Here is a 24,424-nt window from a genome sequence, read left to right on the forward strand (position 1 = left end):
CAATTACGGAATAGACTCTCCTAAATTATTTCGGTACTCACTCTCCTGAAACTCGGAGCGGCGGAAACGATGGCAGGCTGGTGTCCGGTCGGTCTCCCGCTACGATCGCGGTATGTCAGAGCCAGTCCGCCGCCCCGGCCGCCCCCGCGACACCGGCATCGACGAGCGGGCGATCGCGGCAGCACGCGAGCTGCTCATCGAACACGGGTTCGAGGCGACAACCATCCAAGCCATCGCCGCGCGCTCCGGCGTGCATGCCTCAGCCATCTACCGGCGGTGGCCGTCACGGATCGAGCTGATCGAGGAAGCCGCCTTCCCCGGTTTCAGCCCGTTCGATGTCCCGCCGACCGGTAATCTGCGCCGCGACCTGCGCCGCTTCATCCGCGCCTATATGGCCGCCTTCGACGCCCCCGCGGCACGTGCGGCAGCGGCAGGTCTGCTCGCGTATCGGCGGACCTCGACACCCACCGGCCCACCCGCGACATACCTGGGCGTGTCGGCACGCCCCCAATTCCAAGACATTCTGCGCAGCGCACCACATGGAAGCATCGACTCGCACGTCGACCCGGACGATGTCTTCGACATGCTCCTCGGCGCCGTCCTGACCCGCACTCTCGCATTCCCCGTCACAGCACGACACCGCCCCATCGAGCGCACGGTTGAGATGATTCTGCGGCTGCTGCAACCCAGAATTGACGACTGCCCTACCGACTAGTCGAGGCCGGGCTGCCGGTGCAGGTGCTGACCATGATCCCCACCCCAGGCAGCACACCCACCCCGAACGCGGACTGCACCCGTATCTGGACCACCAGACGCGTGGACCCCGCATTCACCTGGTGGATACGCACCAAGGCGCTCGGATGACCCGCGCGAGCACCCGGCATGCTCGGCCGGCACCTAAAGGTCGACGACGCGATGCCCAGGACTCGCAATACGAGCTCGACCGGATACTGCGGGTGATCTTCCACGAACCCACACCGCACGGGCCCCTCAACTCGGGCTTGTCGCCGCGTGCAGGGGTTCGTCGTTGTGCAGGGTTGCGACAGTATCGGCGAGTAGCGGTGCGATCGAGCACACTTCGAATTCGGGTGGCAGGTGGTGGTGGGCGATGGTGTCGGTGATGAGTATGTGTTGCAGGCCGAGCCTACGGAGGCGGCCCACGGCTCCGTGTGTGAATACGGCATGTGTGGCCGCGACGGTGACCTCAGCGGCGGCGTTGTGCTGGCGTAGCAGCCCGAGCGCGGTGCCGATGGTGGCGCCGGTGGAGATCATGTCGTCGATGATCACCGGCAGCCTTCCCTGTACGTCGCCGATCAGCTCCAGTGCGGTGACCTCGGTGCCGCTTTCGCGGCGTTTGCGCACCACCGCAAGGGGATTCGGTGATTCCGCCGCATAGTGCTCGGCGAGTTTCACCGCACCTTCGTCGGGAGCGACGAGTACCCGGTCCGGCAGGGTGATCTTGCGGGCGAGGACGGGGACTGCAGTGACTGTTTCGACCGGAACGGGGCTGATCGCCTCGAGGGTGGGGGTGTGTGGGTCCACGACCACGAGGCGATCCGCGCCGGCGGCGGCGATGGCCCGGGTGAACACCGCGACGCCGACGGGTTGCCCGGCGCGGGTGCGGCGGTCCTGGCGGGCGTAGCCGAGGTACGGTACCACCGCGGTCACGCGCGTTGCGTGGGCACGTTGGCAGGCGTCGAGCAACAGCAGCAGTTCCGCGAGGTGGTCGTTGACCGGCGGCGGGGTCGATTGCACGACGTATACGTCGCTGCCGCTGACGTTCTCGACCGTTGGAAGCAGTTCGCCGTCGGGAAATCGTTCCAGTACGGTGTCGGCCGGGCCGGCTCCCAGAAGGTTCGCGAGGGCACCGGCCAGCTCCGGAGTGGCGCTGCCGGCGATGATCCGCAGCGTGGTCATGATCGTCTGGTGTCCTTTCCGGTCGCGGTCGGGCGAGCATCGAAGCCGGCGCGGCAAACGGGCGAGGAACGACGCAGCTGCTCCAGCGCGTCGTTCTCGGAGAACCGTTGCACTGCACCGGATTTCCTTGTCATCGATTCCGGCCGGCGGTGACGTCTTCGGGTGCTCGGCTGATTGTCAGGTGGGCGACGAACCAGTTCCGGGCGAGGTCGGCGACGGTCTCGAGTGCCGCCGGTTGGGTGAACAGATGGTCGGCGCCGGGCACTACGGTGACTGTGCTCGCGCACGACATTGTCGCTTGCGCACGCTGGTTCGACTTCAGGGTGGTCGGGTCGCCGCCGCCGGCGATGAGCAGGGTAGGCGTCCGCACCCGTGTCAGGGCGTCGCGGGCCAGGTCGGGCCGGCCGCTGCGGGATGCCACGGTGGCGATGTCGACCCGGGGGTCGGTCGTTGCCCGCAGTGCTGCCGCTGCGCCGGTGTCGGTTCCGAAGTATCCGATCCTCAGGCCCTGGGTGTGTGGTTGGCGGGTGAGCCATTCGGTGACGTCCACCAGTCGGGCGGACAGCAGGTCGATATCGAAAACCCGTGCCCGGTGTATCTCCTCGTCCGGGGTGAGCAGGTCGAACAGCAGAGTGCCCAGTCCCGCCTGTCGGAGCATTTCGGCGAGATAGCGGTTGCGGGGGCTGTAGCGGCTGCTTCCGCTCGGATGCGCGAACACGACCATGCCGATCGGGTCGGCCGGGATGGTGAGATGCCCAGTCAGTTCGATATTTCCGGTGATCACGTGCACGTCGTCGTCGCGCAGCGGTGGCGGTCCGGGCTCGGCTCGAGGTGCCGCGGGGGCACCTGTGGCAGCGCGGTCGAGCAGTTCGGCTATGTCGTCGTCGGAGGGCCGGGGGAAGCTGCGGTACCACTGTCCAACGGCGCGCATCGAGGCCGGCTTTTGGAGGCAGATCACCTCGTCGGCTATACCTCGCACCGTGTTCACCGCCTCGCGAGGTGCAACCGGTACGGCGAGCACGACCCTCGCTGCGCCGTGGGCGCGGGCGATCTCGCAGGCGACGCGGGCGCTGGCGCCGGTGACCATTCCGTCATCGATGATGACGACCGTGCGCCCGACCACGGGGATTCGTGGATGCCTGTGCCGGAATCGGGCAGTCCGGCGGGTGAGCTCGTCGCGTTCTCGGCGCTCGACCGAGGCCATCTCGTCCGCGGTCAGCTGTGCCTGCTGGACGATGAACTCATTGATGACGCGGACATCCTCGCCGACGGCTCCGAAGGCGAGTTCAGGCTGATGCGGGACACCGAGCTTACGGACCGGAATCACATCCAACGGCGCCCCGAGCGCTGTGGCGACCTCGAACGCCACCGGCACACCTCCACGCGGTATCCCTAGCGCCACGATGTCCTCGGCGTGCAGAGACTGCAACGGCACTGCCAGCCGTCGACCGGCGTCGCCACGATCGATGAACAACATGAGATCACCTCCCCGAGGTCCAAGCCGGTGGCGGCCCGTCGGCGACTGCGGCCTGCTTGCCCTCTATCAGCGGGCCGATGGTGTCGTCGCGGAGCGGGTCGAACGCCGCGGTGACATCCGGCAGATCTAGTTCCTCATGGTGGTTTCGGTTCATCCGGGCGAATCAGTATCCTCCAGCGGGCGAAGACAGGACCGGCTGTTGTCTCGGCGCGTTGGGCTGATGAATATCAGGCGGTCCGCTTCGGTCGAATCCGGCGATCGGGTTCGCCGCCATTCCCGTCCCGTGTTGCTCTGTGTGAGCACAGGCAGCGCTTTCGAGAACCGGGGCCCGGGGCTACCGAACTACGGGCCGCCGACGACCGCATCCTGTGTCGAGGGTCAGCGGCGGTCAATGCGGTCGCTTCGGCATTGCACCCTGAGCATGGGCTTGCCCGAGTATGGTAGCCACCGTCTTTCGACGGCTCGTCGTCGATAAGCACCTCGGCCCACATCCGACCGGCCACCATCTCGAACAGGTCGCCAGGTTTCCCCGGCACAATCCAGAATCCACTCTCATGCATGTATCGGCAGGGGCCGGAAGTCCCTTGTTCGGGAGTGCGGAAGTTGCGACCCGGGCGCGACGGCCGCCCTGGGGACTTTCGGTTCTGTTACCGGTCGGTCTGCCCACCCAGGATCGAAGCATGACGAACAGTACCGGCCGCCGGCGGTTCCAGACACCGGCATGAGTGGCACCTCGCACATGGTTCGCGAATTGGCCTTGATCACCGAGTTCCTTGCGGTGGTGATGATCCTGGTTGTCGTCACCCGTGGCCGACCCTGGTGAACGCGTTGCGGCCGGATAGCGCGTACCGGAAGGCGATACCGCGCGGGCGGTCCGGTTGTCGTTCTGCAGAAACCCTGCGCGGGGGGCTTGCGGCAATACGCCAGGTTCGCGGCGTGCGGCGTCGAAGGAAGTGACGCCGCCGGGTGCGATTCCTCTCAGAAGAGCCGGTCGCCGTCCGCACACCGCCGTGTGGTTGTTATTGCCGACCGCGACTGTGGTAGCGCGATGTCGACGGCGCGGGCCCGGCCGAGGGGGTGAGGTAGTCGGGTGGAGTTCACTCTGCTCGGTGTGGGCGCGATGAACTCGCCACGCTACCGCCCGGCCGGGCTGCTGCTGCGCACATCCGGTCGGCGGATCATGTTCGATGGTGGTCCGGGCGCGGAACCGGATTCCGCGATCGATGCCTGGCTGGTCACCGACAACCGGGCCGAACTCATCGGCGAGATACGCAGGGCTGCACGAACTTTCGATACCGAACCGGTCATCGACGGTTATCGTGGTCGAACACTGCGAGTCGATCCGTATCCGGTCGTGCATACCAGCCATCCCACCGTCGGCTATCTCATTTCCTGCTGCGGTCGTCGTGTGGTGTGGGCGCCGGAGTTCTGGCAGTTCCCGGTCTGGGCGGCGGGCGCGGATCTGATGTTCGCCGACGCCGCCGGCTGGATCCGGCCGATTCGCTTCGCGCACAACACCGGCGGGCACGCCCCGGTCTGCGACACCGCCCGCGTGGCGCGCGAACACGATGTCCGGCGACTGGTATTCGCCCACATCGGGCGTCCTTCGATCCGCGCCATCGACAGTGGTGCGGTGCCGGTGTTCGGCGAGTGGGGAATAGAGGGACGAACCTATCACGTGCGGTGAGGTCTGTGTGATCGTCACTGGAGGTCAGGTTCTCCGGACAGGCGCAGCACAGCATCTCGGGCTGTGCGCTGCAACCGGACGGCCTCGGCCCAGTCGGTGCCCGTCGTGTGGAGCGGTGGTCCGATGGCGATATCGATCGCTCCACGTAGCGGGAAGCGGCGTCCGGGCCGCAGGATCGTTCGGGTGCCGTGTATGCCCACGGGCAAGACGCAGGCTCCGGTGCGGACCGCAACCACGAATGCGCCCATACGGAAGGGCCGTACTCCTGGCTCATGTGACAGGGCGCCCTCGGGGAACACCACCAGCGATCGACCGGCTCGGACGTCGTCGGCGAGGCGGTCGGTGTCGGCGATGCCGTGTTCGCGTTCGTGTCGTTCGACGAACTCTGTGCCGAGCCGTCTGAGCACGAATCCGCTGAGCGGGCGATGCTCGAACACTTCGCCGGCGATGAAGCAGAACGATCGCGGCAGCACCGTCGCGAGCACCAGCCCGTCGAGCCAGCTTTGATGGTTCGGCACGACGATCACCGGACTGTCGGGCTTCGGCAGGTGGTCGAGGCCGTGCACGGTGACTTCGGTCTTGGTGAGGCGGGCAAGCAGCCGGGCCGAGGCGCGGATCATGTGCCAGCGCAGTTGGGGGCTCGGCAGCAGTGCCAGCAGAATGATCACCGGGACGGCCAGGATGAGGAAAACCACCCATGCGTGGGCTGCGAAAGCCACAGCGGCGGCGCTGTGGCGGGTGCGGCGCAGCGACGGGACGACACCGCGCAACCGCAACCGCACCAGCTCCCACCACAGCGGCCGTGATGGTGCACCGATTCTTGCCTGCTCGTACATCTCTCGGCTGGCGGCCCGCCGGATCTTGCCGCTCGAGGTCTTCGGAATCGTGCGTGCAGGCGCAAGGACCACGTCGTCGGGGGCCGAGCCGAGCAGGCCCACGGTGGTCGAGATGATGTGGGCGCGTAGGGAACGTGTCGCCTGATCGCTCGAGGCTCGGGTCTCGGCCACCACGACGAGCCGCTCCGGTCCGCCCGCCGGGTCGGAGGCGGCGAACACCGCGACACATCCTTTGCGGACACCTTCGAGGTACCCGATCGCCTCTTCGAGTTCGGCGGGGTGAAGGTTTCGGCCGGCACGAATGATCATGTCTTTGACGCGGCCGGTGACGTAGAGGTCGGCATCGGCCATATAGCCCAGATCGCCGCTGTCGAGCCAGTCACCGTGGAACAACGAATCGGTAGCTTCAGCGTTGTTGAAGTAGCCGGCTGTAGCCGACGGCCCGCGGAACTCGATGCGGCCCTCACGGCGGTCACCCAGCTCGATGCCGGCGCTGTCCACGATCCGTATCTCGTGCCCCGGCAGGGCCCGCCCGCAGGCAACGAAGCTCACAGCCTGCTGCGGGTGCTGCGGGCCTGGTTGGGCTGGAACTGCACGCCCGGAATGCGCAAACTCCGCGCGGTCGATACGGTCGACGAGCGGATTGCGTCCCAGGGGCGGGAAGGTCAGTCCGACCGATGACTCGGCGAGCCCGTACACCGGCGCCATGGCGGTCGGCCGCAACCCGTAACGGGTGAAGCGTTCGGTGAACCGCTGGATCGTCGCGGGGCTGACAGGCTCGGCGCCGTTGTAGGCCAGCCGCCAGGAACTCAGGTCGAGACCTTCGAGCTCGGAGTCATCGATCTTGGCCAGGCAGAGTTCGTAGGCGAAGTTCGGGCCCGCCGAGATCGTGGCGCGGTGGGCGTGGATCGCGCTCAGCCACCGCGAGGGACGGGCCAGGAACGCTTGCGGGCCCATGACCACCAGCGGTATGCCGAAGTACAGGGGCGAGAGCCACGCCCCGATCAGGCCCATGTCGTGGTACAGAGGCAGCCAGCTGACGAATATATCCGCCGAGGACACCCCTGCTGCCTGGCCCATTGCTCTGATGTTGGCCAGCAGGTTCTGGTGTGTGAGTGCGACGCCCTTGGGTTGGCCGGTACTGCCCGAGGTGTATTGCACCAGTGCCAGATCGAGCGATCGGGGTCGAGGAAGTGCGCCATCGATGCGGCCTTCGAGAGCATCGGGGACCACGACATGACGCAGGCTGTCGATGTTCGAGCGCAGCAGCTGACCGAGGGAAACGGCTTCGGGCACGGTAACCAGGACCGTGGCCTGGGCATTGGCGAGGATGCCGATGTGGCGGCGCAGATGATCCGCCAGCAGGGAAGGGCGGACCGGCGGATACAACGGCACCGGCACGGCGCCCGCGAGCATCACTCCGGTGAAGGTGACGAAATAGGCCCGGCTGGTGGGCAACATGATGGCGACCCTGTCGCCTGGCAGGACATCACACGCCGCCAACCCCGCTGCGACTGCGGCAGCCTCGCGGTGCAGCATCGCATAGGTCAGATCCTCGGGGATGCCCCGCTCGTCGAGGATGCGGATATGCGCGCGATCCGGAGTCGCGTGCACATGCCAATCGAGGGCTTCGATCAAGGTCGCCGCCCCCGCCGCCGGTGCGGCGTCCGGCGCAGTGGCCGGGGGTGCGATCGGGCGTGGCTGCTGCCCCGCCGACGCACTGCTACAGTCGATGGCGCGCAACAGATCATGCGGGGTCTCGGCACTGGTCAAGACGTGTGCACCCAATGTCACCCCACACGTGTGCTGGACCCGCCGCAGCAGCTCGGCCAGTTCCAGACTTCCGATACCCAGATCGTCGAACCGGCTGTCGAGCGTAACGGTCACCCGCGACGACTGCGGATGGAACTCCGCGACCAGGTCCCGGACCAGGGCAACAACGACATCGGCAGCCTCATCACTCACCGTCGGCCGGGGCACACCTTCCGACTGTGGGGAGCCGCGCCGCGACAGCGGATCAACCACGTGGACGCCCGGCAAGAGATCTGGGGCTCCGTGGCCAGGTCATGGAGACTTCCCTCGGGTTGGTATTCGGGATTGCTTCGCCACTACAGCCACGCAGTGTGCCAGCCGAACCCTGAACGACTCCAGGGCCGGAAACACCCTCGGGCCCGGGACGATCGGCCGTCGATGTGGTGGACCAGCGGCCCTGGACGCGGGATTGCCCCTCGGCTGTGGAAGGCATGCCCTGGGGCAGCGATTCGTTCGAGATCGTTGTCCACACCGCGCGAAGTGGTTGGATCTCATCGCCGAACGGCTCGGTCGACGATCGAAGCTTCACCCATCGCGTGATGCGGGCCTGGCTGCACATGGTCCGTGACCGGGTCGGCGTCGAGGTCGCAGCCATCTCGGTGCCCAGTTGCCGCATGCCACGCATTCCCGCGGCCTGCGCCGTGTGCTGGGCAGTGCTGTTGGCGGGCTTGCTGCCGAAGAGCTCGCCGAGGATGTGTTCGTGTTCGAGCCCCCGCAAGAGCAATAGCCGGCATCCGCCCAGGCGAGGTCATCAATCGCATCCCATCCTCGTTCGGGTTTCGGCGGTGACCTCCGAAACTCTGCAGCGGGGACATCGGGCCCGCGACGAGTGCGCCCGCGGAGCGACATACTGGGAACACCCGGTGACTCGCCCGAACTGATGGAGGACCCCTGGAGGGGCATCTGATGCCAACCCTGTCGGCAGGGCACGTGTTCGTGTCGCATACCGCCGATCTGCGGATCGAAGCGTGGGCCCCGACACGGGCGCGGTGCCTGGCGGAAGCAGTCGAGGCGCTGGTGGACAGTTTCATCGATCGTCCACGGCCCGAGCCTTCGACAGCGATCGATTGGCTGCTGCCCGACAACGACACCGAGAATCCGCTGGCCGATCTGCTCGACGAAGTCATCTACCAGATGGACGTGTACGCCCGGATACCGGTCGCGACCGTGGTAGAGCCGGCGACGATCGGATGGCAGGTCCGGTTCGAGATGGCCGACCTGTCCACAGCGACACCGTGCGGTGCGGTGCCGAAAGCGGTGTCGCGGCAGGAGATTCGATTTCGGCGCGAGGAAAACGGATGGAGATGTGAAGTGACCATCGATGTCTGACCACGACACCCTGATCGACCTGATCCAGGAGACTCCGTTCCGGTCCGCATCCCGCAGCAGGCTCCCATGCGGGTTCCCGGCGTGGTCTTCGCCTCTTCGGCCCTGCTCCCGCAGGCCGCTGGCGACAAGGCGCTCGAACAGGTGGTCGATGTGGCCACGCTGCCGGGAATCGTTCGCGCCTCCTACGCCATGCCGGATGTGCACTGGGGCTACGGATTCCCGATCGGCGAAACCGAGCGAAGGCGCTGAACACCGGGTACCAGCGCCATCATCCGCGCCCGCTCGAGTTCTACTGCAATTGCGCGATCCCGTACAGGTGCGGGGACCTTATCAACGACTACGAAGGTATCAGCGGCTACCGGTGCTATCGTCCGGACCTGCGCCTGGCTGTATCTGGTCTCGGTAGACCCGGGAGGTGACTCGGGGTACGGATGCTTCCGCTGCGGACCCGGCGGATGCGGCTGGAACTCGCCGGTGCCGCCGAAGCCTAGTGGTTGTGCGCCACACTGGATCACATCAGCCGCCGATTCCACACCGGGATCGTGTCGGGACCGGATGGGCTGCTGGTCGCCGAGCGCACCCCGGACTTGTTCGGCCATCACGTATTTCGCGGGAAGACCTCTCCCCAAAATAGCGTTCCAGGTGGTCGCTGAGTACCGAAGCCGGTGTCCCGGTCGGGTGTCCTGCCGCGTGCCGGGTGCCGACCTCCGGGCGCAATGTGTGGAAACACCGTGGCCCGTCCCAGCGCGAGCAAGCCGACATGGTGCTGATGGTCACGATCAGCGAGATACACGCCAAGTCGCGGGGCACTTACGGTGTACCGCATGTGTCCATGCCGAACTGCGGCTGTTCATAAGAATCGATTGGGCCGCAAACGAGACGCCAGCTCATGTGCGCTGCCAGTCTACGAGGTGGTGTTCCGGCACCGGCGTGGCCGCACGGTCCGGGACCCGAAAGCGAGCCCGTATGCCGGCCTGGTCAAATCGCCGGTTCACAGGCACTTGTGGTGCATGGGCGGGCGCGATAGTCAGCGCAGGGGCGTCCGTTCCATGTGGGTGACGAACCAGTCACGGGCGAGTTCTGTGGTTTTCCTTATCGCGTCTGGCTCGGCGAATAGATGGGTAGCCGAGCGCACTATGGACACCGCGTGGTCACATGCCATCGATTCGGCGGCGCGGCGACTGTTTGCGACGGCCTCTGGATCGTTCTCTGCTGCTATCAACAGTGATGGAGCGCGCACATCGGGCAGCGCCGGGGCGGCCAGATCGGGTCGGCCGCCGCAGCAGACTACTGCCGCTATATCGGAATCCGGCTCTGCTGCGGCAGTGAGCACCGTCGCCGCGCCTACTCCGGTCCCCAGATAGCCGATAGCCACCCCAGGGGCGAAGTCCGCCTCGGCGAGCCAACCGGTGATGGTGGCCAGCCGGTGCGACAGGACCGCCATGTCGACACCGACAATGTGGTTTCTTTCGTCGACCGAGAGCACGTCGACCGCCAATGTGTTCAGCCCGGCACTATTGAGTAGCTCGCAGACCAACCCGATGCTGGTGTCGCGGTGTCCGCCTGCGATGCCGTGCGCGAACACCACCTGTCCCAGCGGTCGCTCCAACACGGTCAGGTCTCCGAGGCGTTCGAGATCAGCAACACTCATGGAATCCTCCTCCGGGGTGAATAAGGCGACGAGTTCCTTGTGGGTCAGGTCGCGCACCGGAGCGAGCGAGGGAGGAGGTGTCGCGCCCTGCTCCCTGGAAACTCCCGCCCCAGGATGCCCGTTGTGAGGGAGTGGACGTTAGATCCGCTGGCCTTCGGCGCGTGGCCTTTGGACTGTTCCTGGTGAGGACTTGCGTCCCGTATTCCCGACGTGTTGGGCCGAGTCCGAATGAGGTGATTCGCTGGCGAGCGGCCGAAACCGCGGATCCCATCGCGTTGGGTTCTCATGACGGCCCGGAAACACTGCGGCGGGGTTCATGAAACACCCCAGCCGGCCTGCTGGTTCAGCATCTTCTGAAGCCGGGCCGCAGGGGTCGGGGACTTGTGTCATCTCGCGGTGAAGACTCGATGCTCTAGGGCCTCGCGCGCGGGAACGGTGGGATCGATGCAGTAGCGCCGTCAGCTCACCACCACACACTCTCGAGGAGTGACCATGAACCTGCTTCCTGCCCGCACCCATCGCCCTGGCTCGCTCTTGCCCGACATCAGCGACTGGTGGAATGCCTTCACTCCCGGGCTGGCGCCGATGCTGGGCGGTCATATGCTTCGGGTGGAAGAGTCCGTCGATGCCAGCCACTACGTGGTTCGTGTCGAGATCCCCGGCATCGACCCGGCCAAGGATGTAGAAGTATCTGTGCACGGCGGACTGCTCACCATCAAGGCCGAGCGCAGCGATACCCATGAGGAACAGGGGCGTTCGGAATTCAGTTATGGGTCGTTCGAGCGCACCGTCTCGCTCCCGGAAGGCGCGCAGGACGAGGGCATCGACGCGACTTATGCCAAGGGCATCTTGTCGGTCAGCGTTCCCTTGGGCGAACCGAAGCACAAGGTCACCAAGGTCGAGGTCAAGTCCGCCGACTAGCTGCGCTCACAGCAGTCGATTGCAAGAAGCAACTCGTGGCCCCGCCGGTACCGGAGCCGGGGTTCGTCGCGCCGATCGTGGTGGGCACCGACGGGTCGGCGGTGTCGTACCAGGCCGTGGCGTGGGCCGCGACCGAAGCGGCGCTGCACGGGTGTGCGCTACGTGTGGTCACCTCCGTCGGGTTCCGGGGGTCGTACGGGCCGGTCCCGTTCGTGACCGAGGACCTTCTCGAGCTGATGCGGGCCGATGGTGAGCGGATCGTGAAGCAGGCGGGGCGGATCACGATAGATTTCACGTCCCCGGACCCGGTCGAGGTCGACGAGGATGTGACCTTGGAATCGATCATCCCCGCGCTGATCGCCCGATCGAGGACCGCGCGCATCCTGGTGGTCGGCAGCCGGGGGCGTGGTGCGTTCCAGCGCGCGCTGCTGGGCTCGGTGAGTTCGGCGATGGTGCACCATGCGCACTGCCCGGTCGCGGTGATCGGAAGTACCGCCGAGACCGATCCCGTCGCGGCGCGTATGCCTGTCCTGGTGGGTGTGGACGGTAGTGCGAACAACGTGCCGGCGGTGGCCGTGGCGTTCGAGGAGGCTGCACTGCGCGGGGTGGATCTGGTGGCGTTGCGGTGTTGGAGCGATGCGAGTGGCGGTGCGTCTGTTCGAGTCGACTGGGATCAGGTGCAGGAGAAGGAGTTTGCTGTGCTGGCGGAGAATCTGGCCGTGCACCGGGACCGCTATCCGGAGGTCGTGGTGCGCAGCATCGTGGCACGTGAGCAGCCCGCACGCGCCCTTCTGGCCGCCTCGGCCGATGCGCAACTGGTGGTCGTGGGCAGCCGCGGACGGGGCGGGTTCGCCGGGATGCTGCTGGGCTCGACCAGTTGGACCCTGGTGCAGTCGGTCGACTGCCCGATCATCGTCGTGCGTGAGCACGCCGCCGAGCCTGGGATCCGGCCGGCCCAGCCACAGTAGCCCCGAGCCGGGCAATGCAACGGCAGTCCGTCGTGCCATTGGGCGCGGATCTCGGGTGGTGGTTTTCGCTGCCGCGTCCGGCGCGCGGTCATCTCACGACCGTCGGGACCACCGGTGCCGAAGGGCTGCAGCTCGTTCGGTGACCCACGACCGGAGATGGCTGCCGATAGAGTTCGAAGGGCAGTCGCAGCAAGGACTTGCGCTACTGTGCCCCATCCTCGCGGCTGAGGACCATCGACCCATGACAGCGAATCTACGCATGGGGGCGACGACAAACGGCGCGGCGCGGCGATAGTGAGGATGGTCACGCGCCCGTTGTCAGCACTGCGACATTACGACGGCGGTGGATCCTCTCTGTCGCACCAGCGCAGTTCGCCGGGCTGCTGGCACCGTTGATCGTCGACGGCTGGACAGCGCACTCGAGTTCTGTTGCGGCCGCGATGCGGGTGGCCTTCGCGGGAGTGGCGGGAGGTGTCGTGCTCGCTGTGGCCCAGGCTGTGGTTCTGGTGTCGGTGGTGCCGCGTCTGCGTATCGGTGTCTGGGTCGCCGCGACCTGCGTTGGTCAGACGGTGGTGTGGGCGACGGCGTTGATCCCGATGTTGTACGGCACCACAGTGAGCCGCTGGGCACCCAGCGCACAGACTCCGACCGTCGCTGTTACCGGACTGATGATCATTTACGCGGTGGGCGTCGCACAATGGTTGGTGCTTCGCCGCTGCTGTGATCGCGCCGGGCTGTGGATCTGGGCGAACGGCGTGGGGTGGGTGGTCGGATTGACCGCATTCGCCGTGGTGGCGACACCGCTGGGGCCCTCGGGGCCGAACGGTGCGGCGATAGTCCCGATCAGCGTCGCGGGCTGCTTCGTGACGGCTGTAGCGGTCGCGGCGATCACGGGGGCGTTCCTGTCTCTCATCGTGAGTCCGAGACGCCGAACCGTGCCGCCTGCGCGTGCGAAATAAGACATCGGCCCGCTTGCGGTCGGTGCGGTCGTGGGCAGCGCACCCGGGGCGGTCGGCGGATTCGATCGCATTGCTGCTATGCCCTCGCCTGGAGTCGATGTCCCGAGGAACTGTCCGCTCTGCCTACCGCTGGTCTGGGATGACGTTCAACGGCTGAACAGGCTACTGGCCCGAGTGCCGCACAACGGTCACCGGGCACAGTGCCGAACGGGTCAGAACCATGCTCGTGGAGCCCAGCAGCATTCCGGCGAAACCGCCGCGACCGTGGCTTCCCAGTACGACCAGTTGCGCCTTCTCCGATTCGGCAATCAGCGAGCGCGCCGGGTGCTCGCGCACCACGATCCGCCGTACCGGTACATCCGGATACTGTTCCCGGTAGCCCGCCAGCGACTCCGACAGCAGGGCACCCTCATGCTCGCGCACCGCCTCCCAGCCCGCCGCTGGGATGTCGTAGCCGGTGGCGTCACTCCATGCGTGCAATGCCACCAATCCCACGTTGCGTAGCGAAGCCTCCTCGAATGCGATCGTCACTGCGGGCACGCTGTTCGCAGTGCCATCGACCCCGACAAGCACCGGCCGCCGCATCGAGACCGCGTCGGTTGCCGAACTCACGCGCACCACCGTCACCGGGCAGTGCGCGTGGTAGACCATTGCCGAGCTCACCGACCCGAGCAGGTGCCCGCGCAGACCTCCGTACCCGTGACTGCCGACCACGAGCATGCGCGCGTGTTCGGACCGGGTGATCAGACGCGGAATGATCGGGTCGACGGTCACCTCGGTAGCAATCGGCGGCGGCTCACCACCAGTGGCCTCTCGCGCGATCCGCATCGCCTCGGCCAGTATCTCCTCGCCCTCGGCCCGCATCATCCCGGGCCCCGGCCCCGATACGACCGGGGCCGGACCATACGGGGTCTGCGGGGCCGCGGAGCAGATCAACTCCAGCGACCAGCCGCGCAACGCGGCATCCACCGCAGCCCAGGCCGCAGCATGATGAGACATGCCGGAACCATCTATCGCGGCAACGATCGCACGATCCGAGTCCTGCTCCGGCAACAGTGATTCGCTGCTCATCCCGCCCTCCTGACCCCTGTGAGGCCCAAAGCACTGGCCTGGCCTTTCCGTCGAGCAGAAATAATCGCGGTCGGAGCTGCGGCGACGATCATCCGCTGACCCTGCCCGCGACTGCCGGGCTGGGGGCCAGGTGGGCGGTGAACCAGTCACAGGCGAGTTCGGCAGCCCTGTCTGCGGTGCCGGGCTCGTCGAAGAGTTGTGTTGCGTGTGGAACCTCGGCAAGTTCCTTCTCACACGACATCAGTTCAGCGGCACGGTGATTCATCGCCAGTGCGGCGGGGTCGCGGCTTGCGCCGATCAGCAGTGTTGGTGCGCGCACGGCCGCCAATGCCGGGCCGGCCAGATCCGGACGGCCGCCGCAGCACACCACCGCCGCGACGCTGGTACGTATATCGGCGGCTGCCAGCAATGCCACCACCGCGCCGATTCCGGTACCGAGGTATCCGATTGGATGGCCGATGGCCAGATCTTGATCGGTGATCCACCCGGTGAGGGTGCCTAAGCGGTGTACCAGCATGGTGAGATCGATATCGCCGCTGTGCGACTCGTCCTCGGGGCCGAACAGGTCGACCCGTAGCGTCCCCAGCCCGGCCTCGTTCAGCACTTCGCACATGGCACGATTACGGGTACCGTGGCGGCTGCTTCGCCCATGGGCGAACACCACCAGGCCGCTGGGTTCATCCGGAACAGTGAGATACACGAACCGATCGAAGTTCTCGCTACTCATGCCGTGTGCTCCTCTGCTGAACGCCGTGTCTCGGCGACAACCACAGGCATATGACCGAAGCACCCCACATCGCATCACCGGCCCGCCACGCACTGCATCGCCTTCCTCCAGGCTTGACCTTCGCCTGGTGAAGCGACAGGTCCACACGTCGCCGATGAAACAGACGTTCGTCCTGCTGCTGCTCGGACGAGTCGACTTCTCGGCAGGATCCAGCCGGTCAGAGAAGTTTGACGCACAGTCAGCGAACGGCGGAATCGACCAGGGCGTCGGACGAGTGAGCCACCTCGATCCGGATGTGCTCATAACGGTGCAGGGCCAGTGCGTCGGACAAAGGCAAGTTGCTCCCGCCCGCGCTGGCGAGGGCCGCGCGCAGCGGAACGCAATGAACATCGGTCTGGGCCACAGGAGTGCGATCGGCCCACACCGGATTCGGGCGTGCTCCGCGCGGAGAAACTCAGCGGGAGCACGTTGGCGGCTGTAGCGCGAAGCGGATCTGCTGGGCGGTCTTGTCTGAACGCGGTTCGAACTTCGGGGAACCGGCTCAAAAGCCGGCCTTGGATAGACCGATAGCCAGTTCACCGGTCTCGTCCCGGACCGGCGCCCGCTTGATGTCGTGATGGGCAAGCACCGCGGCGGCAGTTGTGAGCCGATCACCGAGCGTCAGCAACTTCGGACTTGTTTTCATCTTTGCCGGAGTGCGGGCGTGCAGTCGGCGTGCGAATTCGTGACTGGAATTGATGATCAACGCGCGACCGGGGCGGGTTCGGGTGGCTCCTCGAATTCGCTGTGAGACGACCTGTCCCGGCAGAGTAGTGCGGATGTCGTGTCGGTTGCGGGTCCTCTGGCCCTGCCGCACCCGGGGGCCGATGCCGAGGATGGTCGGGTGGCTGTTTCGCATGTCCCATGCTCGAGGAGGAGATAGTGACCACTGCTCATGAGATCATGCACACCGGTGTCGAGACCGTCACCACCGATACCGCACTGACCGAAGCTTCGCGGCGTATGCGTGACCGCGATATCAGCGCGCTTCCGGTCCGGCGGCTACCGGGGTGCTCGACGCCACCGGCCAACTGGTCGGCATCATCACCAAGGGGGATATTGCCCTCGGTCTGCCCGAACAGAAGATCGGCGAATTCGTCGAGGCCGTGTGCGGCTCTGCCTGACGTCATCGGCCTAGTTGTGGCGCATTCATGTGCCCTACGCACTCGAACGGTCCACGGCTGTTCAGGTACAGGTCTCATTTCACACCATCTCGAGGTGTGACCGGGGACAGATAGACCAGTCCGGAGGTGGTTACGATGCTGTTCCGCGATCGCGCTGACGCCGGCCGTCAGCTCGCGGCAAATGTGCGGTTCCTGCGCGGTGCGGATGTGGTCGTGCTCGGTCTGCCGCGGGGCGGAGTTCCGGTCGCGTTCGAGGTTGCTCGGGCGCTGGGGGCGCCGCTGGATGTGATCGCGGTGCGCAAGCTCGGACTGCCGTATCAGCCCGAGATCGCGTTCGGCGCGATCGGTGAGGACGACGTGCGGATCGTCAATGACGACGTGGTGCGGCGCGCGGCGCTCGACGAGGAAGCCATGGCTGCGGTGGAATTTCACGAGCGCCGGGAATTGACCCGTCACCTCGAGGTGTTCCGGCGCGGACGCGCGCGTATTTCGCTCGACGGCCGCATGGCGCTGATCGTCGACGACGGTATCGCCAGCGGGGCCACCGCCCGTGTCGCGTGCCGCGTCGCCCGGGCACAGGGCGCCTCGCGCGTGGTGGTGGCCGTACCGGTCGCGGCCCGCGACGCACTCGATTCGCTGGCCGGCGAAGCCGACCGGGTGATCTGCCTCGAGACCCTGATCTGGTTTCTCGCCGTCGGCCAGAGCTATCACGATTTCCGGCAGGTCAGCGACGATGAGGCGGCGGAGTTGCTGCATCGGGCCGCAACCGGTCTGCCCGCGCCGCAACCGGCTGCGAAGGTCGAACCTGTGCCGCATGGCGCGGAGGTTCGGCTCGCGGCCGGCAAGGTGGAACTGGCCGGGCAGCTCACCATCCCCGAGAACCCGCGTGGCATGGTGATCTTCGCTCACGCCAGTGGCAGCAGCCGCCATAGCCCTCGTAACCGCTATCTGGCCGCCGAACTCCGCACGGCTGGATTGGGCACGCTGCTGTTCGACCTGCTGCGACCCGCCGAAGAGGTCGACCGTGCCAAAGTGTTCGACATCGGGCTGCTCACACGACGGTTGACCGAGGTCACCCGCTGGTTGAATCACCGGGAGGATACTGCCGGGCTGCCGGTCGGGTATTTCGGCGACGCCACCGGTGCTGCCGCCGCATTGCGAGCTGCCGCCGACCCGAGCACCGCGATCGCGGCGCTGGTGTCCCGAGGTGGCCGGCCCGATCTCGCCTTGGCCGCGCTGGACACTGTCCGCGCGCCCACGCTGTTCATCGTCGGTGGCCACGATCCGGTGGCGCTCGAGCTGAATCGTTCTGCCCAGCGAGCCATGTCGTGCGAGACCGAGCTGGTCGTGGTGCCAGGCGCCACCCACCGGTTTGTGGAACCCGGTGCGCTCGAGCACGTCGCTACAGCCGCCCGGGACTGGTTCACCAGTCGGCTGGCCTCGCAAGCCACCGCGCCGCCCGCCGGCTCCCGGTCGACACCGACTCCGAATCCGTCAACACCGTCGTGATGCCCAGCGGCTCTGCCGACCAATGGCAGTCAGGTGCCATGCAGCGATGCGTAGCGCACCCAGGGTGAGCCACCGTCGCCGTTCCCTCCCCAGTGCCGCATTTCAGCGCTCCTCCGAAGCCAGAATGCTGCATTGGACCGCTATCCTCGCCTGCAACTGGTTCGTTGACCACCGACTGTCAGCGGCGGCCGACCTCTGAGCCGGTCCGGTAACCACAGCCCGAACCGGCCCGTCGTGATCGTGCCACCCATCCGGCCCACACTTCTGCGGCCGTCGACCGTTACGTCATCGCGCCACCGATGCCGTGAGCGTGGAATGCAGCCCGATGAAATACCTTGCGGTGACGAGCCCTTCACGGTACCCCGGTGCCGATCCGACCGACCGGTCGGAGCCGGTCAGTGCCCCGGAATCAGGCCCTCGTCCTGCAGCATCGCACGGATTTCGGACGGAGAGGTATCGGCCGCCGGCAGCACCAGATCCGGAGCCAGCATATCGATACCGGGTATCAGGGCCTCGCCGTGGCGCACGGTCTTGCGCATTCGGTCCAGGATTCCGGTGAACGCGATGTCCTGGGCGGCATCGGCTGCTTCCAACAATTGCGCATCGAGTGCCTCGAGTTCAGCGATGTCGATTTCGGTGACCCGATATCGGCCCTCGCCGAGAATTTGGACGATCATGAGACGGACCCTTCCGCTCGCGCCTGTCCACCAACTGTCGACGGCACTGCCCCTGGCTGGAAGAGCAGTTGGTACCTGATGTTCAGAGCCCTCGACCAGTTCCGCCCACGGTCGCCGATGTCAGCCTTCGGCGATGACTGCACCGATGTCGTTGTAGGCCGACCAGAGGCCACCGGGCCGGAGGCCGCGCGGGATGCGGACAGCGACGGCCGGGCCGCCCGCGCCGCCGGGTGGCCCGTTCCAACTCGCGGATGTCGAGGACCTCGACGGTGTCCAGCACGAACCAGACCAGCTGATCGTGCGGTAACCACTCGCGCATATCGATCGGCAGCAACATCGGCTGATCCCCGCAGCACGGGACGATACGACTTGGACACGCCACATAATCCCAGCCAAAGCTCGTACACAGCAATCGCTTCTGCAACAGCCTCCGTGGTCCAGGAAAGGTGGTGAATTCGGTCAGTTATACATCTCCAGCTTCTCGGGCCGCCGACAGCGTCTGTTCGTGACCATCCCTTATGGCAGAAGATGATAATTTCGACTGAATACTTGTTCGTAGGCATAGTGTTGGTTGCTCTCGTTGAAGACAGCACATAACATTGCCGCCGATACGCAATGATGCGAACGAAAGGCGGGACGCCGGTACCAATTCGACACCGAATCCCAGTGTCCTAATTTCTGCTTCCCGAATGCGGCAGCTAGCTCAGAATACGCCTCTGGAACAGCAGTTGTCCGTATTTGCATGCGTCCGCAGCCTACTCCCCCGAAAAAACTTCGAGAAAGCCTGATGACGAAATCCAGCATAAAAACACTGAGGCGGCAGCAATGGGACGCACGATCACAGGCTATATCCCGATAAGGGCATCGGCTCGGTATTCCGACGCCCATACTGAAAGAGAAATAGCGATGAAGCCTCCGTATCCGGTCGCCCTGCACACCACCACCACCACGGCTGCCATCAGTGCCGCCCTTGCGCTTGCCATACTTACCGGATGCAGTAGCAACAAAGCATCCGAAGCGCCGCGGGTCGATACCCACGGCACGGTTAACTCCCCGACCAGCACTGTTGCGCCGCAACCGACCAGCGAAACACTCACACCGTCGCCAACCCCACCGGCGACACCGCCGCCCCCAGCGGTGGATTCCGGCCCGGCCACGCCCGAACCTGCCGTTCCCCCGCAGGTCAAGCCCAAGCCTGCAGCCCCGACCCTGAATATGCCCGGGTTCGAACCACGAGCTGGATACTGAGGAGGCGGGGAAATTCAGGCGCTCACCCCCAGCATACGGTGGCTTTGTACCGCTGCGCTGACACTCGTCACCGCGCTGACGGGCACGGTCAGCGCGGATGCGGACTCGGCTCCGTCCGGCAAAACGCTTGTTGTGCTTGGCGATTCGTTCTCCGCGAACGCGTGGGATTTCACCGATCCCGACAACAGTTGCCTGCGTCACGGCCTGACGGCCTGGCCGGCGCAGCTCGGCCGACTGATGAACGTCTACGGAACCGGCGACATGGTCGACCCGTCCTGCCCGGGGGCCTCGATCGACAGCGGCCCCGGGTGGACTCTGGCTCAGGAAACAGCCAAGGCCGACAAGGCCGGGGCGTTCGGACCACGCACCAGACTGGTGGCTCTGCAATTCGGGCTCAACGACCACTGGGGCAACTCGAACCAAACCTTGTGGAAGTCGCTGCGGGGCTGCGTGTTCGACCTCGTCGACGGGTGCGACGCCGACGCGGTGGATCAAGGCCGCATCCCCGACTACCACGGAGTCTCCGGTCCGGTGATGGCGGAGCGCCTGCGTAACGCGGTCACCTATATCCGCTACTACGCACCCGACGCGCACATCGTGCTGGTCGGGTATCCGGAATTGTTCACTCCCGGAACCGATGTCCTGTGCTTGAGCTTTCTGGGCATCGCACCGCTCATCCAGCCCCGCGGGCGCGCCGTCGTCGATTACCTCGATCGCATCGACCGAGCACAACAGCGATCGGCGCGTCTGCTGGGACTCGACTACCTCGACACGCGCGCTCTCACCGCCGGCCACGGGCTCTGCTCACCACAACCATGGGTCAACGGGGTGTTCGATCCGCGTGCCGATTTCACCGGACTCTTCTTCCATCCGTCGGGCCGGGGCGATGCCGTTGTCGCGAAGGCGCTCGACGACAGATACGGCCACTGATGTGGCGGCCCGGCCCAGCCAGCTATCGCATCTGCTGGTCGACAGTCCCGGCCCGCGAACCCGGCACAGGCCCTCAGCGGATGCGTGTGCAAGGAGAGCGCAACCACCAATTACGTCGGAGGACTCACGTGTCAGCAAGAAGTCGACGATCGTTGGTCGCCGTCGTCGTCGCGATTACAGCGACACTGGTCCACGTCGGGGCCGCTCACGCCGATCCGAGTCAGCAGGGCAAACGATTGGTCGTGCTGGGTGACTCCTACACCGCCAACGTCTGGAATCCCTGGGCATCCGCGCACACTTGCGTACATGGGCAGACCGCGTGGCCCACACAATTGAGTGAGCTGATGGGCCTATCCGGCGACGAACAGGTCGCAAACACCTCCTGCCTCGGCGCTTCGATCGACACGGGCCCCGGCTACACCCTGGCGATCGAGGCACGAGACGCCGACCAAGCAGGCGCGTTCGGCCCACGCACGCAGCTGGTGACACTGCAATTCGGGCTCAACGACCGCTGGGGTACAGCCAGCCGACCGTTGTGGGAAGCGATGCAACAATGCGCCTTCAACCTCGTCGCCGGATGTGACACCGACCGCGTCGCTCGAGGTGACCTGCCCGACCCGAGCAGCGTAACCGGGCGAGCCTATGCCGACCGCATCCGCAATGTCGTGAGCTACATTCGCTACTACGCGCCCCGCGCGCACATCGTGGTCGTCGGATACCCCGAAGTCGTTGCCGCTGACCGGCACAGCGTATGTCTGGACTTCTTCGGGCTGGTGGACTTCACGCAGCCTCGCGGCCGGACCATCGTCGAATACTTCGACCGCATCGACCGGGCTCAACGTGAGGCAGCGGCGCAACTGGGCCTGGATTTCCTCGATACCCGTGCACTCACCACCGGGCACGGATTGTGTTCACCGCAACCGTGGGTCAACGGCGTCTTCGACCCGAACACCGAACTCGATGGCCTGCCGGTCCACCCCTCACCACAGGGTGACGCAGTCGTGGCGCACGCGATCTACCAGAGGTACGCACGATGACGAGCCCATCCGACGTCACACCGACTCGTGAACAGACCACGGCCACCGCGGATTCGACAGCGGCCCAGCATGTGCGACACCGGCCGGCGCTGCCGTCCCTGACCGGGGCGCGGTGGTGGGCAGCCTTCGCGGTGTTCGTGTTGCACTCCTTGGTGTTTCTGCCCGTATATCCCTTCCAGAAATCGGACCTGTTCCGCCATATCCACCAATGGGTGCCGATGCAGTTGGGGGCGGCGGGCGTCACCTTCTTCTTCGTCCTGTCCGGATTCATCATCTACTGGTCGTTCCGACCCGGCATGTCCGTGCGCGCTTTCTACCGCCGCCGCGTGCTCAAGATCTACCCGACTCACCTGCTGGCCGCCGCCGCGTTCATCGTCGTGGCGAGCGTGCCGCTCTCACGTCTGGTCGTCTGGGTACCGAACCTGCTGCTGGTGCATACATGGGTACCCAAATGGTCCACGGTCGGCGGGCTGAACGTGCCGTCCTGGTCGCTGGCCTCGGAAATGCTGTTCTATGTGAGCTTTCCGCTGCTGTCACCCCTGATCCAGCGCATCCCCACCCGCCGGCTGCTGCTGGCCGCTGCGCTGCTCGTCGCCGGGATCATCGCATTGCACACCGCCTACTTCCTGTGGGTCGAAGGCCCCAAAGGCATCGCGAATACCTTCGCGCCCCGGCTGGTTCCCGGCGACACCTCGCCCTACTTCGAACTCCATGCCTCACATATATGGTTCACCCAACCCGACATCCCGGTGCCGCACTCGTACTGGCTCAGCTACACCTTCCCGCTTTCACGGCTACCCGAGTTCTTTCTGGGCGTCCTGGCAGCCCGCATGGTGCTCGAAGGCCGTTGGCGCAATACCAAACTCACTCTCCCTCTGCTGTCGCTGGCCATCGCCTATGCGGCAACCTGGGTGGTGCCGGTCAACTACAAGATGTCCGTGCTGGTCCTGGCCCCCATGACCGCGGTCGTAGCCACCATGGCTACGCGCGACCTCCAAGACCTCTGCAGCCTGAACGCGCACCCGCGCATGGTGTGGCTCGGCAACATTTCCTATGCCTTCTACCTCATCCAGTTCCCCGTCATGGTGCTCATCACCCGGTACATCATCGGCGGCCACCGATACGGCATCCTCGGCTGGGCCGGTTTCGCGATCCTCACCCTGTGCCTCGCCACCGCCACGGCCGCGGCGCTCTACCACGGGATCGACCAGCCGATCATGCACCGCTTCGCACGCTCTCGATCCGACCGCATCGAGTGAACCGATAATGCGAACTATCAACACTCCAACTCTGGATCACCGCCCGTAGCCGGACCGCAGCCGAGGTTGCCGAAATCGCCTATACCGCTTCGCCCAAGCCCGAGGCGGTCACCGCCCGGCTGATCGTGCGCCGTGTCAAGGACGCCGCCCGCCAGGACGAACTGTTCCCGGTCCGGCGGTATCACCCGTTCTTCACTGACACCACCGAATCCACCGTCGACGCTGATATCACCCACCGCCGCCACGCTGTCATCGAGACCGTGTTCGCGGACTCGATCGACGGTCCGCTGGCCCACATGCCCTCAGGGCGGTTCGGCGCGAATTCCGCCTGGGTGTTGCGCTCGGCGATCGCGCACAACCTGCTGCGCGCCGCCGGCACGCTCGCCGACCCACGCTTGGGCAGAGCCCGCGGCGCCACGTTGCGCCGCAAGATCATCGCCGTCCCCGCTCGTTTCACACGACCACAGCGAAAACCTGTGCTGCACTTGCTCACTGGCCCTGGATCGCCGCCTGGCAGCAATTGTGGCACGCGACCACCATCGCGCTCTCGAGCTGCTGAACCCACGCACATCGTCCCTACGGCCGGGAACAACAGTGGAAAAGCTGGACAGACCAGCGACTACCTCGGGACGTGTTCTCGGCGCGGATCGTTGGCTACTCGATCGACTCACGCATGAAGTCCGGACTCGCGGTCGCGGCGTTGAACAACGCTGTTGCTCGTCGTGGTGAGGTGGCCGGCTGCATCCTGCACACCGACCGCGGGTCTCAATTTCGTTCCCGGCGGTTTGTCCACGCGCTCAACCGATTCGGCATGTCCGGTTCGATGGGCCGGGTCGGCGCGGCCGGCGATAACGCCGCGATGGAGAGCTTTTTCAGTCTGCTGCAACGCAATGTCCTGGACCGGCAGCGGTGGGACACCCGCGAGCAATTACGGATCGCGATCGTCACCTGGATCGAACGCACCTACCACCGGCGCCGACGCCAAGCCCGCCTCGGCCGGTTGACCCCGATCGAATTCGAAACCATCATGACCCCAGCAGCCCGACAGGCTGCCTGACGACTGTCACCTCATCGTGCAGCAGCCCCGATCAAAGATCCGCCATCCCGATTACCTACCGAAGGCTTCTTGACACGGCACTAGTCCGACGCCGATCAAAATCAGCGTGACTGGAAACTCGCCAGCGATGAACTCGAGATGATCGCTGATCCCCGCGCCCGCGTTCGATCGCCACTGAAGGAAGTGGAC

The 24,424-nt window shown here is 65.8% G+C and carries 21 protein-coding genes and 3 pseudogenes; 14 read left to right on the forward strand and 10 right to left on the reverse strand.

Going from position 1 to position 24,424, the window contains the following annotated elements; genetic code table 11:
• The first annotated feature begins 112 nt into the window (after window positions 1-112).
• Window positions 113-715 carry a TetR/AcrR family transcriptional regulator gene (locus NV1_RS21110; protein ID WP_067893796.1) on the forward strand — a complete coding sequence of 201 codons (603 nt, stop codon included), beginning with the start codon at window positions 113-115 and terminating at the stop codon, window positions 713-715.
• 275 nt (window positions 716-990) lie between these two features.
• Here NV1_RS21110 and NV1_RS21115 read toward each other — a convergent pair whose 3' ends face one another.
• From NV1_RS21115 to NV1_RS43685, 3 genes are all read right to left on the reverse strand, one after another.
• Window positions 991-1,917: a ribose-phosphate diphosphokinase gene (locus tag NV1_RS21115; RefSeq protein ID WP_084525574.1), complete on the reverse strand. Its 927-nt coding sequence runs from the start codon at window positions 1,915-1,917 to the stop codon at window positions 991-993.
• Between the two features lie 130 nt (window positions 1,918-2,047).
• The gene (locus NV1_RS21120; protein WP_067893798.1) at window positions 2,048-3,394 is read right to left on the reverse strand and encodes a phosphoribosyltransferase family protein; all 1,347 of its coding nucleotides are present in this window, start codon (window positions 3,392-3,394) and stop codon (window positions 2,048-2,050) included.
• A gap of 4 nt (window positions 3,395-3,398) precedes the next feature.
• Complete coding sequence (locus tag NV1_RS43685; RefSeq protein ID WP_157117185.1) at window positions 3,399-3,548, reverse strand: hypothetical protein; 150 nt, start codon at window positions 3,546-3,548, stop codon at window positions 3,399-3,401.
• A gap of 936 nt (window positions 3,549-4,484) precedes the next feature.
• Between NV1_RS43685 and NV1_RS21125 the strand changes: the two genes are divergently transcribed.
• Window positions 4,485-5,081 (forward strand): MBL fold metallo-hydrolase, encoded by a 597-nt coding sequence (locus NV1_RS21125; RefSeq protein WP_245713835.1) that lies wholly within the window; start codon window positions 4,485-4,487, stop codon window positions 5,079-5,081.
• A gap of 14 nt (window positions 5,082-5,095) precedes the next feature.
• Here NV1_RS21125 and NV1_RS21130 read toward each other — a convergent pair whose 3' ends face one another.
• The gene (locus NV1_RS21130; RefSeq protein WP_245713836.1) at window positions 5,096-7,882 is read right to left on the reverse strand and encodes an AMP-binding protein; all 2,787 of its coding nucleotides are present in this window, start codon (window positions 7,880-7,882) and stop codon (window positions 5,096-5,098) included.
• Between the two features lie 753 nt (window positions 7,883-8,635).
• Between NV1_RS21130 and NV1_RS21140 the strand changes: the two genes are divergently transcribed.
• Both NV1_RS21140 and NV1_RS21145 read left to right on the forward strand, forming a co-directional pair.
• The gene (locus NV1_RS21140; RefSeq protein ID WP_067893804.1) at window positions 8,636-9,058 is read left to right on the forward strand and encodes an archease; all 423 of its coding nucleotides are present in this window, start codon (window positions 8,636-8,638) and stop codon (window positions 9,056-9,058) included.
• A gap of 66 nt (window positions 9,059-9,124) precedes the next feature.
• Window positions 9,125-9,307 carry an RtcB family protein gene (locus NV1_RS21145; RefSeq protein ID WP_067893806.1) on the forward strand — a complete coding sequence of 61 codons (183 nt, stop codon included), beginning with the start codon at window positions 9,125-9,127 and terminating at the stop codon, window positions 9,305-9,307.
• A 778-nt stretch (window positions 9,308-10,085) separates the two neighbouring features.
• Here NV1_RS21145 and NV1_RS21150 read toward each other — a convergent pair.
• Complete coding sequence (locus NV1_RS21150) at window positions 10,086-10,766, reverse strand: dienelactone hydrolase family protein (protein WP_067893808.1); 681 nt, start codon at window positions 10,764-10,766, stop codon at window positions 10,086-10,088.
• A 435-nt stretch (window positions 10,767-11,201) separates the two neighbouring features.
• Here NV1_RS21150 and NV1_RS21155 point away from each other — a divergent pair, with 435 nt between their 5' ends.
• The 3 genes from NV1_RS21155 to NV1_RS21165 all read left to right on the forward strand — a co-directional run bounded on the left by NV1_RS21155 (window position 11,202) and on the right by NV1_RS21165 (window position 13,557).
• Complete coding sequence (locus NV1_RS21155; protein WP_067893961.1) at window positions 11,202-11,630, forward strand: Hsp20/alpha crystallin family protein; 429 nt, start codon at window positions 11,202-11,204, stop codon at window positions 11,628-11,630.
• A gap of 35 nt (window positions 11,631-11,665) precedes the next feature.
• Window positions 11,666-12,598: a universal stress protein gene (locus NV1_RS21160; protein ID WP_067893810.1), complete on the forward strand. Its 933-nt coding sequence runs from the start codon at window positions 11,666-11,668 to the stop codon at window positions 12,596-12,598.
• A 476-nt stretch (window positions 12,599-13,074) separates the two neighbouring features.
• Window positions 13,075-13,557: a hypothetical protein gene (locus tag NV1_RS21165; RefSeq protein WP_157117187.1), complete on the forward strand. Its 483-nt coding sequence runs from the start codon at window positions 13,075-13,077 to the stop codon at window positions 13,555-13,557.
• 162 nt (window positions 13,558-13,719) lie between these two features.
• Here the strand turns inward: NV1_RS21165 and NV1_RS21170 are convergent, their stop codons facing one another.
• The 4 genes from NV1_RS21170 to NV1_RS21180 all read right to left on the reverse strand — a co-directional run bounded on the left by NV1_RS21170 (window position 13,720) and on the right by NV1_RS21180 (window position 16,253).
• Entirely contained in the window at window positions 13,720-14,628 is a 909-nt protein-coding gene (locus tag NV1_RS21170; RefSeq protein ID WP_067893814.1) for a universal stress protein, read from the reverse strand.
• Window positions 14,629-14,716: 88 nt separating this feature from the next.
• The gene (locus tag NV1_RS21175) at window positions 14,717-15,355 is read right to left on the reverse strand and encodes a dienelactone hydrolase family protein (protein WP_067893816.1); all 639 of its coding nucleotides are present in this window, start codon (window positions 15,353-15,355) and stop codon (window positions 14,717-14,719) included.
• Between the two features lie 238 nt (window positions 15,356-15,593).
• Window positions 15,594-15,758 carry a hypothetical protein gene (locus tag NV1_RS43690; RefSeq protein ID WP_157117189.1) on the reverse strand — a complete coding sequence of 55 codons (165 nt, stop codon included), beginning with the start codon at window positions 15,756-15,758 and terminating at the stop codon, window positions 15,594-15,596.
• 138 nt (window positions 15,759-15,896) lie between these two features.
• Window positions 15,897-16,253: a hypothetical protein gene (locus NV1_RS21180; protein WP_067893818.1), complete on the reverse strand. Its 357-nt coding sequence runs from the start codon at window positions 16,251-16,253 to the stop codon at window positions 15,897-15,899.
• A 44-nt stretch (window positions 16,254-16,297) separates the two neighbouring features.
• On the opposite strand from NV1_RS21180, the pseudogene NV1_RS46880 reads away from it, so the two are divergent.
• Together NV1_RS46880 and NV1_RS21185 are read left to right on the forward strand one after the other, a co-directional pair.
• Window positions 16,298-16,378: pseudogene (locus NV1_RS46880) on the forward strand (hypothetical protein); the annotation flags it as partial.
• Between the two features lie 275 nt (window positions 16,379-16,653).
• Window positions 16,654-18,027 (forward strand): phosphoribosyltransferase family protein, encoded by a 1,374-nt coding sequence (locus NV1_RS21185; RefSeq protein WP_067893821.1) that lies wholly within the window; start codon window positions 16,654-16,656, stop codon window positions 18,025-18,027.
• A gap of 395 nt (window positions 18,028-18,422) precedes the next feature.
• Here NV1_RS21185 and pspAA read toward each other — a convergent pair whose 3' ends face one another.
• Entirely contained in the window at window positions 18,423-18,704 is a 282-nt protein-coding gene (gene pspAA, locus NV1_RS21190) for a PspA-associated protein PspAA (RefSeq protein ID WP_067893823.1), read from the reverse strand.
• Window positions 18,705-20,084: 1,380 nt separating this feature from the next.
• On the opposite strand from pspAA, the gene NV1_RS21200 reads away from it, so the two are divergent.
• The 5 genes and pseudogenes from NV1_RS21200 to NV1_RS21220 all read left to right on the forward strand — a co-directional run.
• Window positions 20,085-20,882 (forward strand): SGNH/GDSL hydrolase family protein, encoded by a 798-nt coding sequence (locus NV1_RS21200; protein ID WP_067893827.1) that lies wholly within the window; start codon window positions 20,085-20,087, stop codon window positions 20,880-20,882.
• Between the two features lie 152 nt (window positions 20,883-21,034).
• Window positions 21,035-21,919, forward strand: a complete 885-nt coding sequence (locus NV1_RS21205; protein ID WP_067893829.1) for an SGNH/GDSL hydrolase family protein — start codon at window positions 21,035-21,037, stop codon at window positions 21,917-21,919.
• Window positions 21,916-23,178: an acyltransferase family protein gene (locus NV1_RS21210; protein ID WP_067893830.1), complete on the forward strand. Its 1,263-nt coding sequence runs from the start codon at window positions 21,916-21,918 to the stop codon at window positions 23,176-23,178. The genes NV1_RS21205 and NV1_RS21210 overlap by 4 nt, the downstream gene beginning before the upstream one ends.
• A gap of 59 nt (window positions 23,179-23,237) precedes the next feature.
• A pseudogene (locus tag NV1_RS44600) lies at window positions 23,238-23,737 on the forward strand (IS1380 family transposase); the annotation flags it as partial.
• Window positions 23,738-23,803: 66 nt separating this feature from the next.
• Window positions 23,804-24,235, forward strand: a pseudogene (locus NV1_RS21220) (transposase); the annotation flags it as partial.
• Between the last annotated feature and the right edge of the window lie 189 nt (window positions 24,236-24,424).

The organism is Nocardia vaccinii NBRC 15922 (genome assembly GCF_001613305.1).
Classification (GTDB): domain Bacteria; phylum Actinomycetota; class Actinomycetes; order Mycobacteriales; family Mycobacteriaceae; genus Nocardia; species Nocardia vaccinii.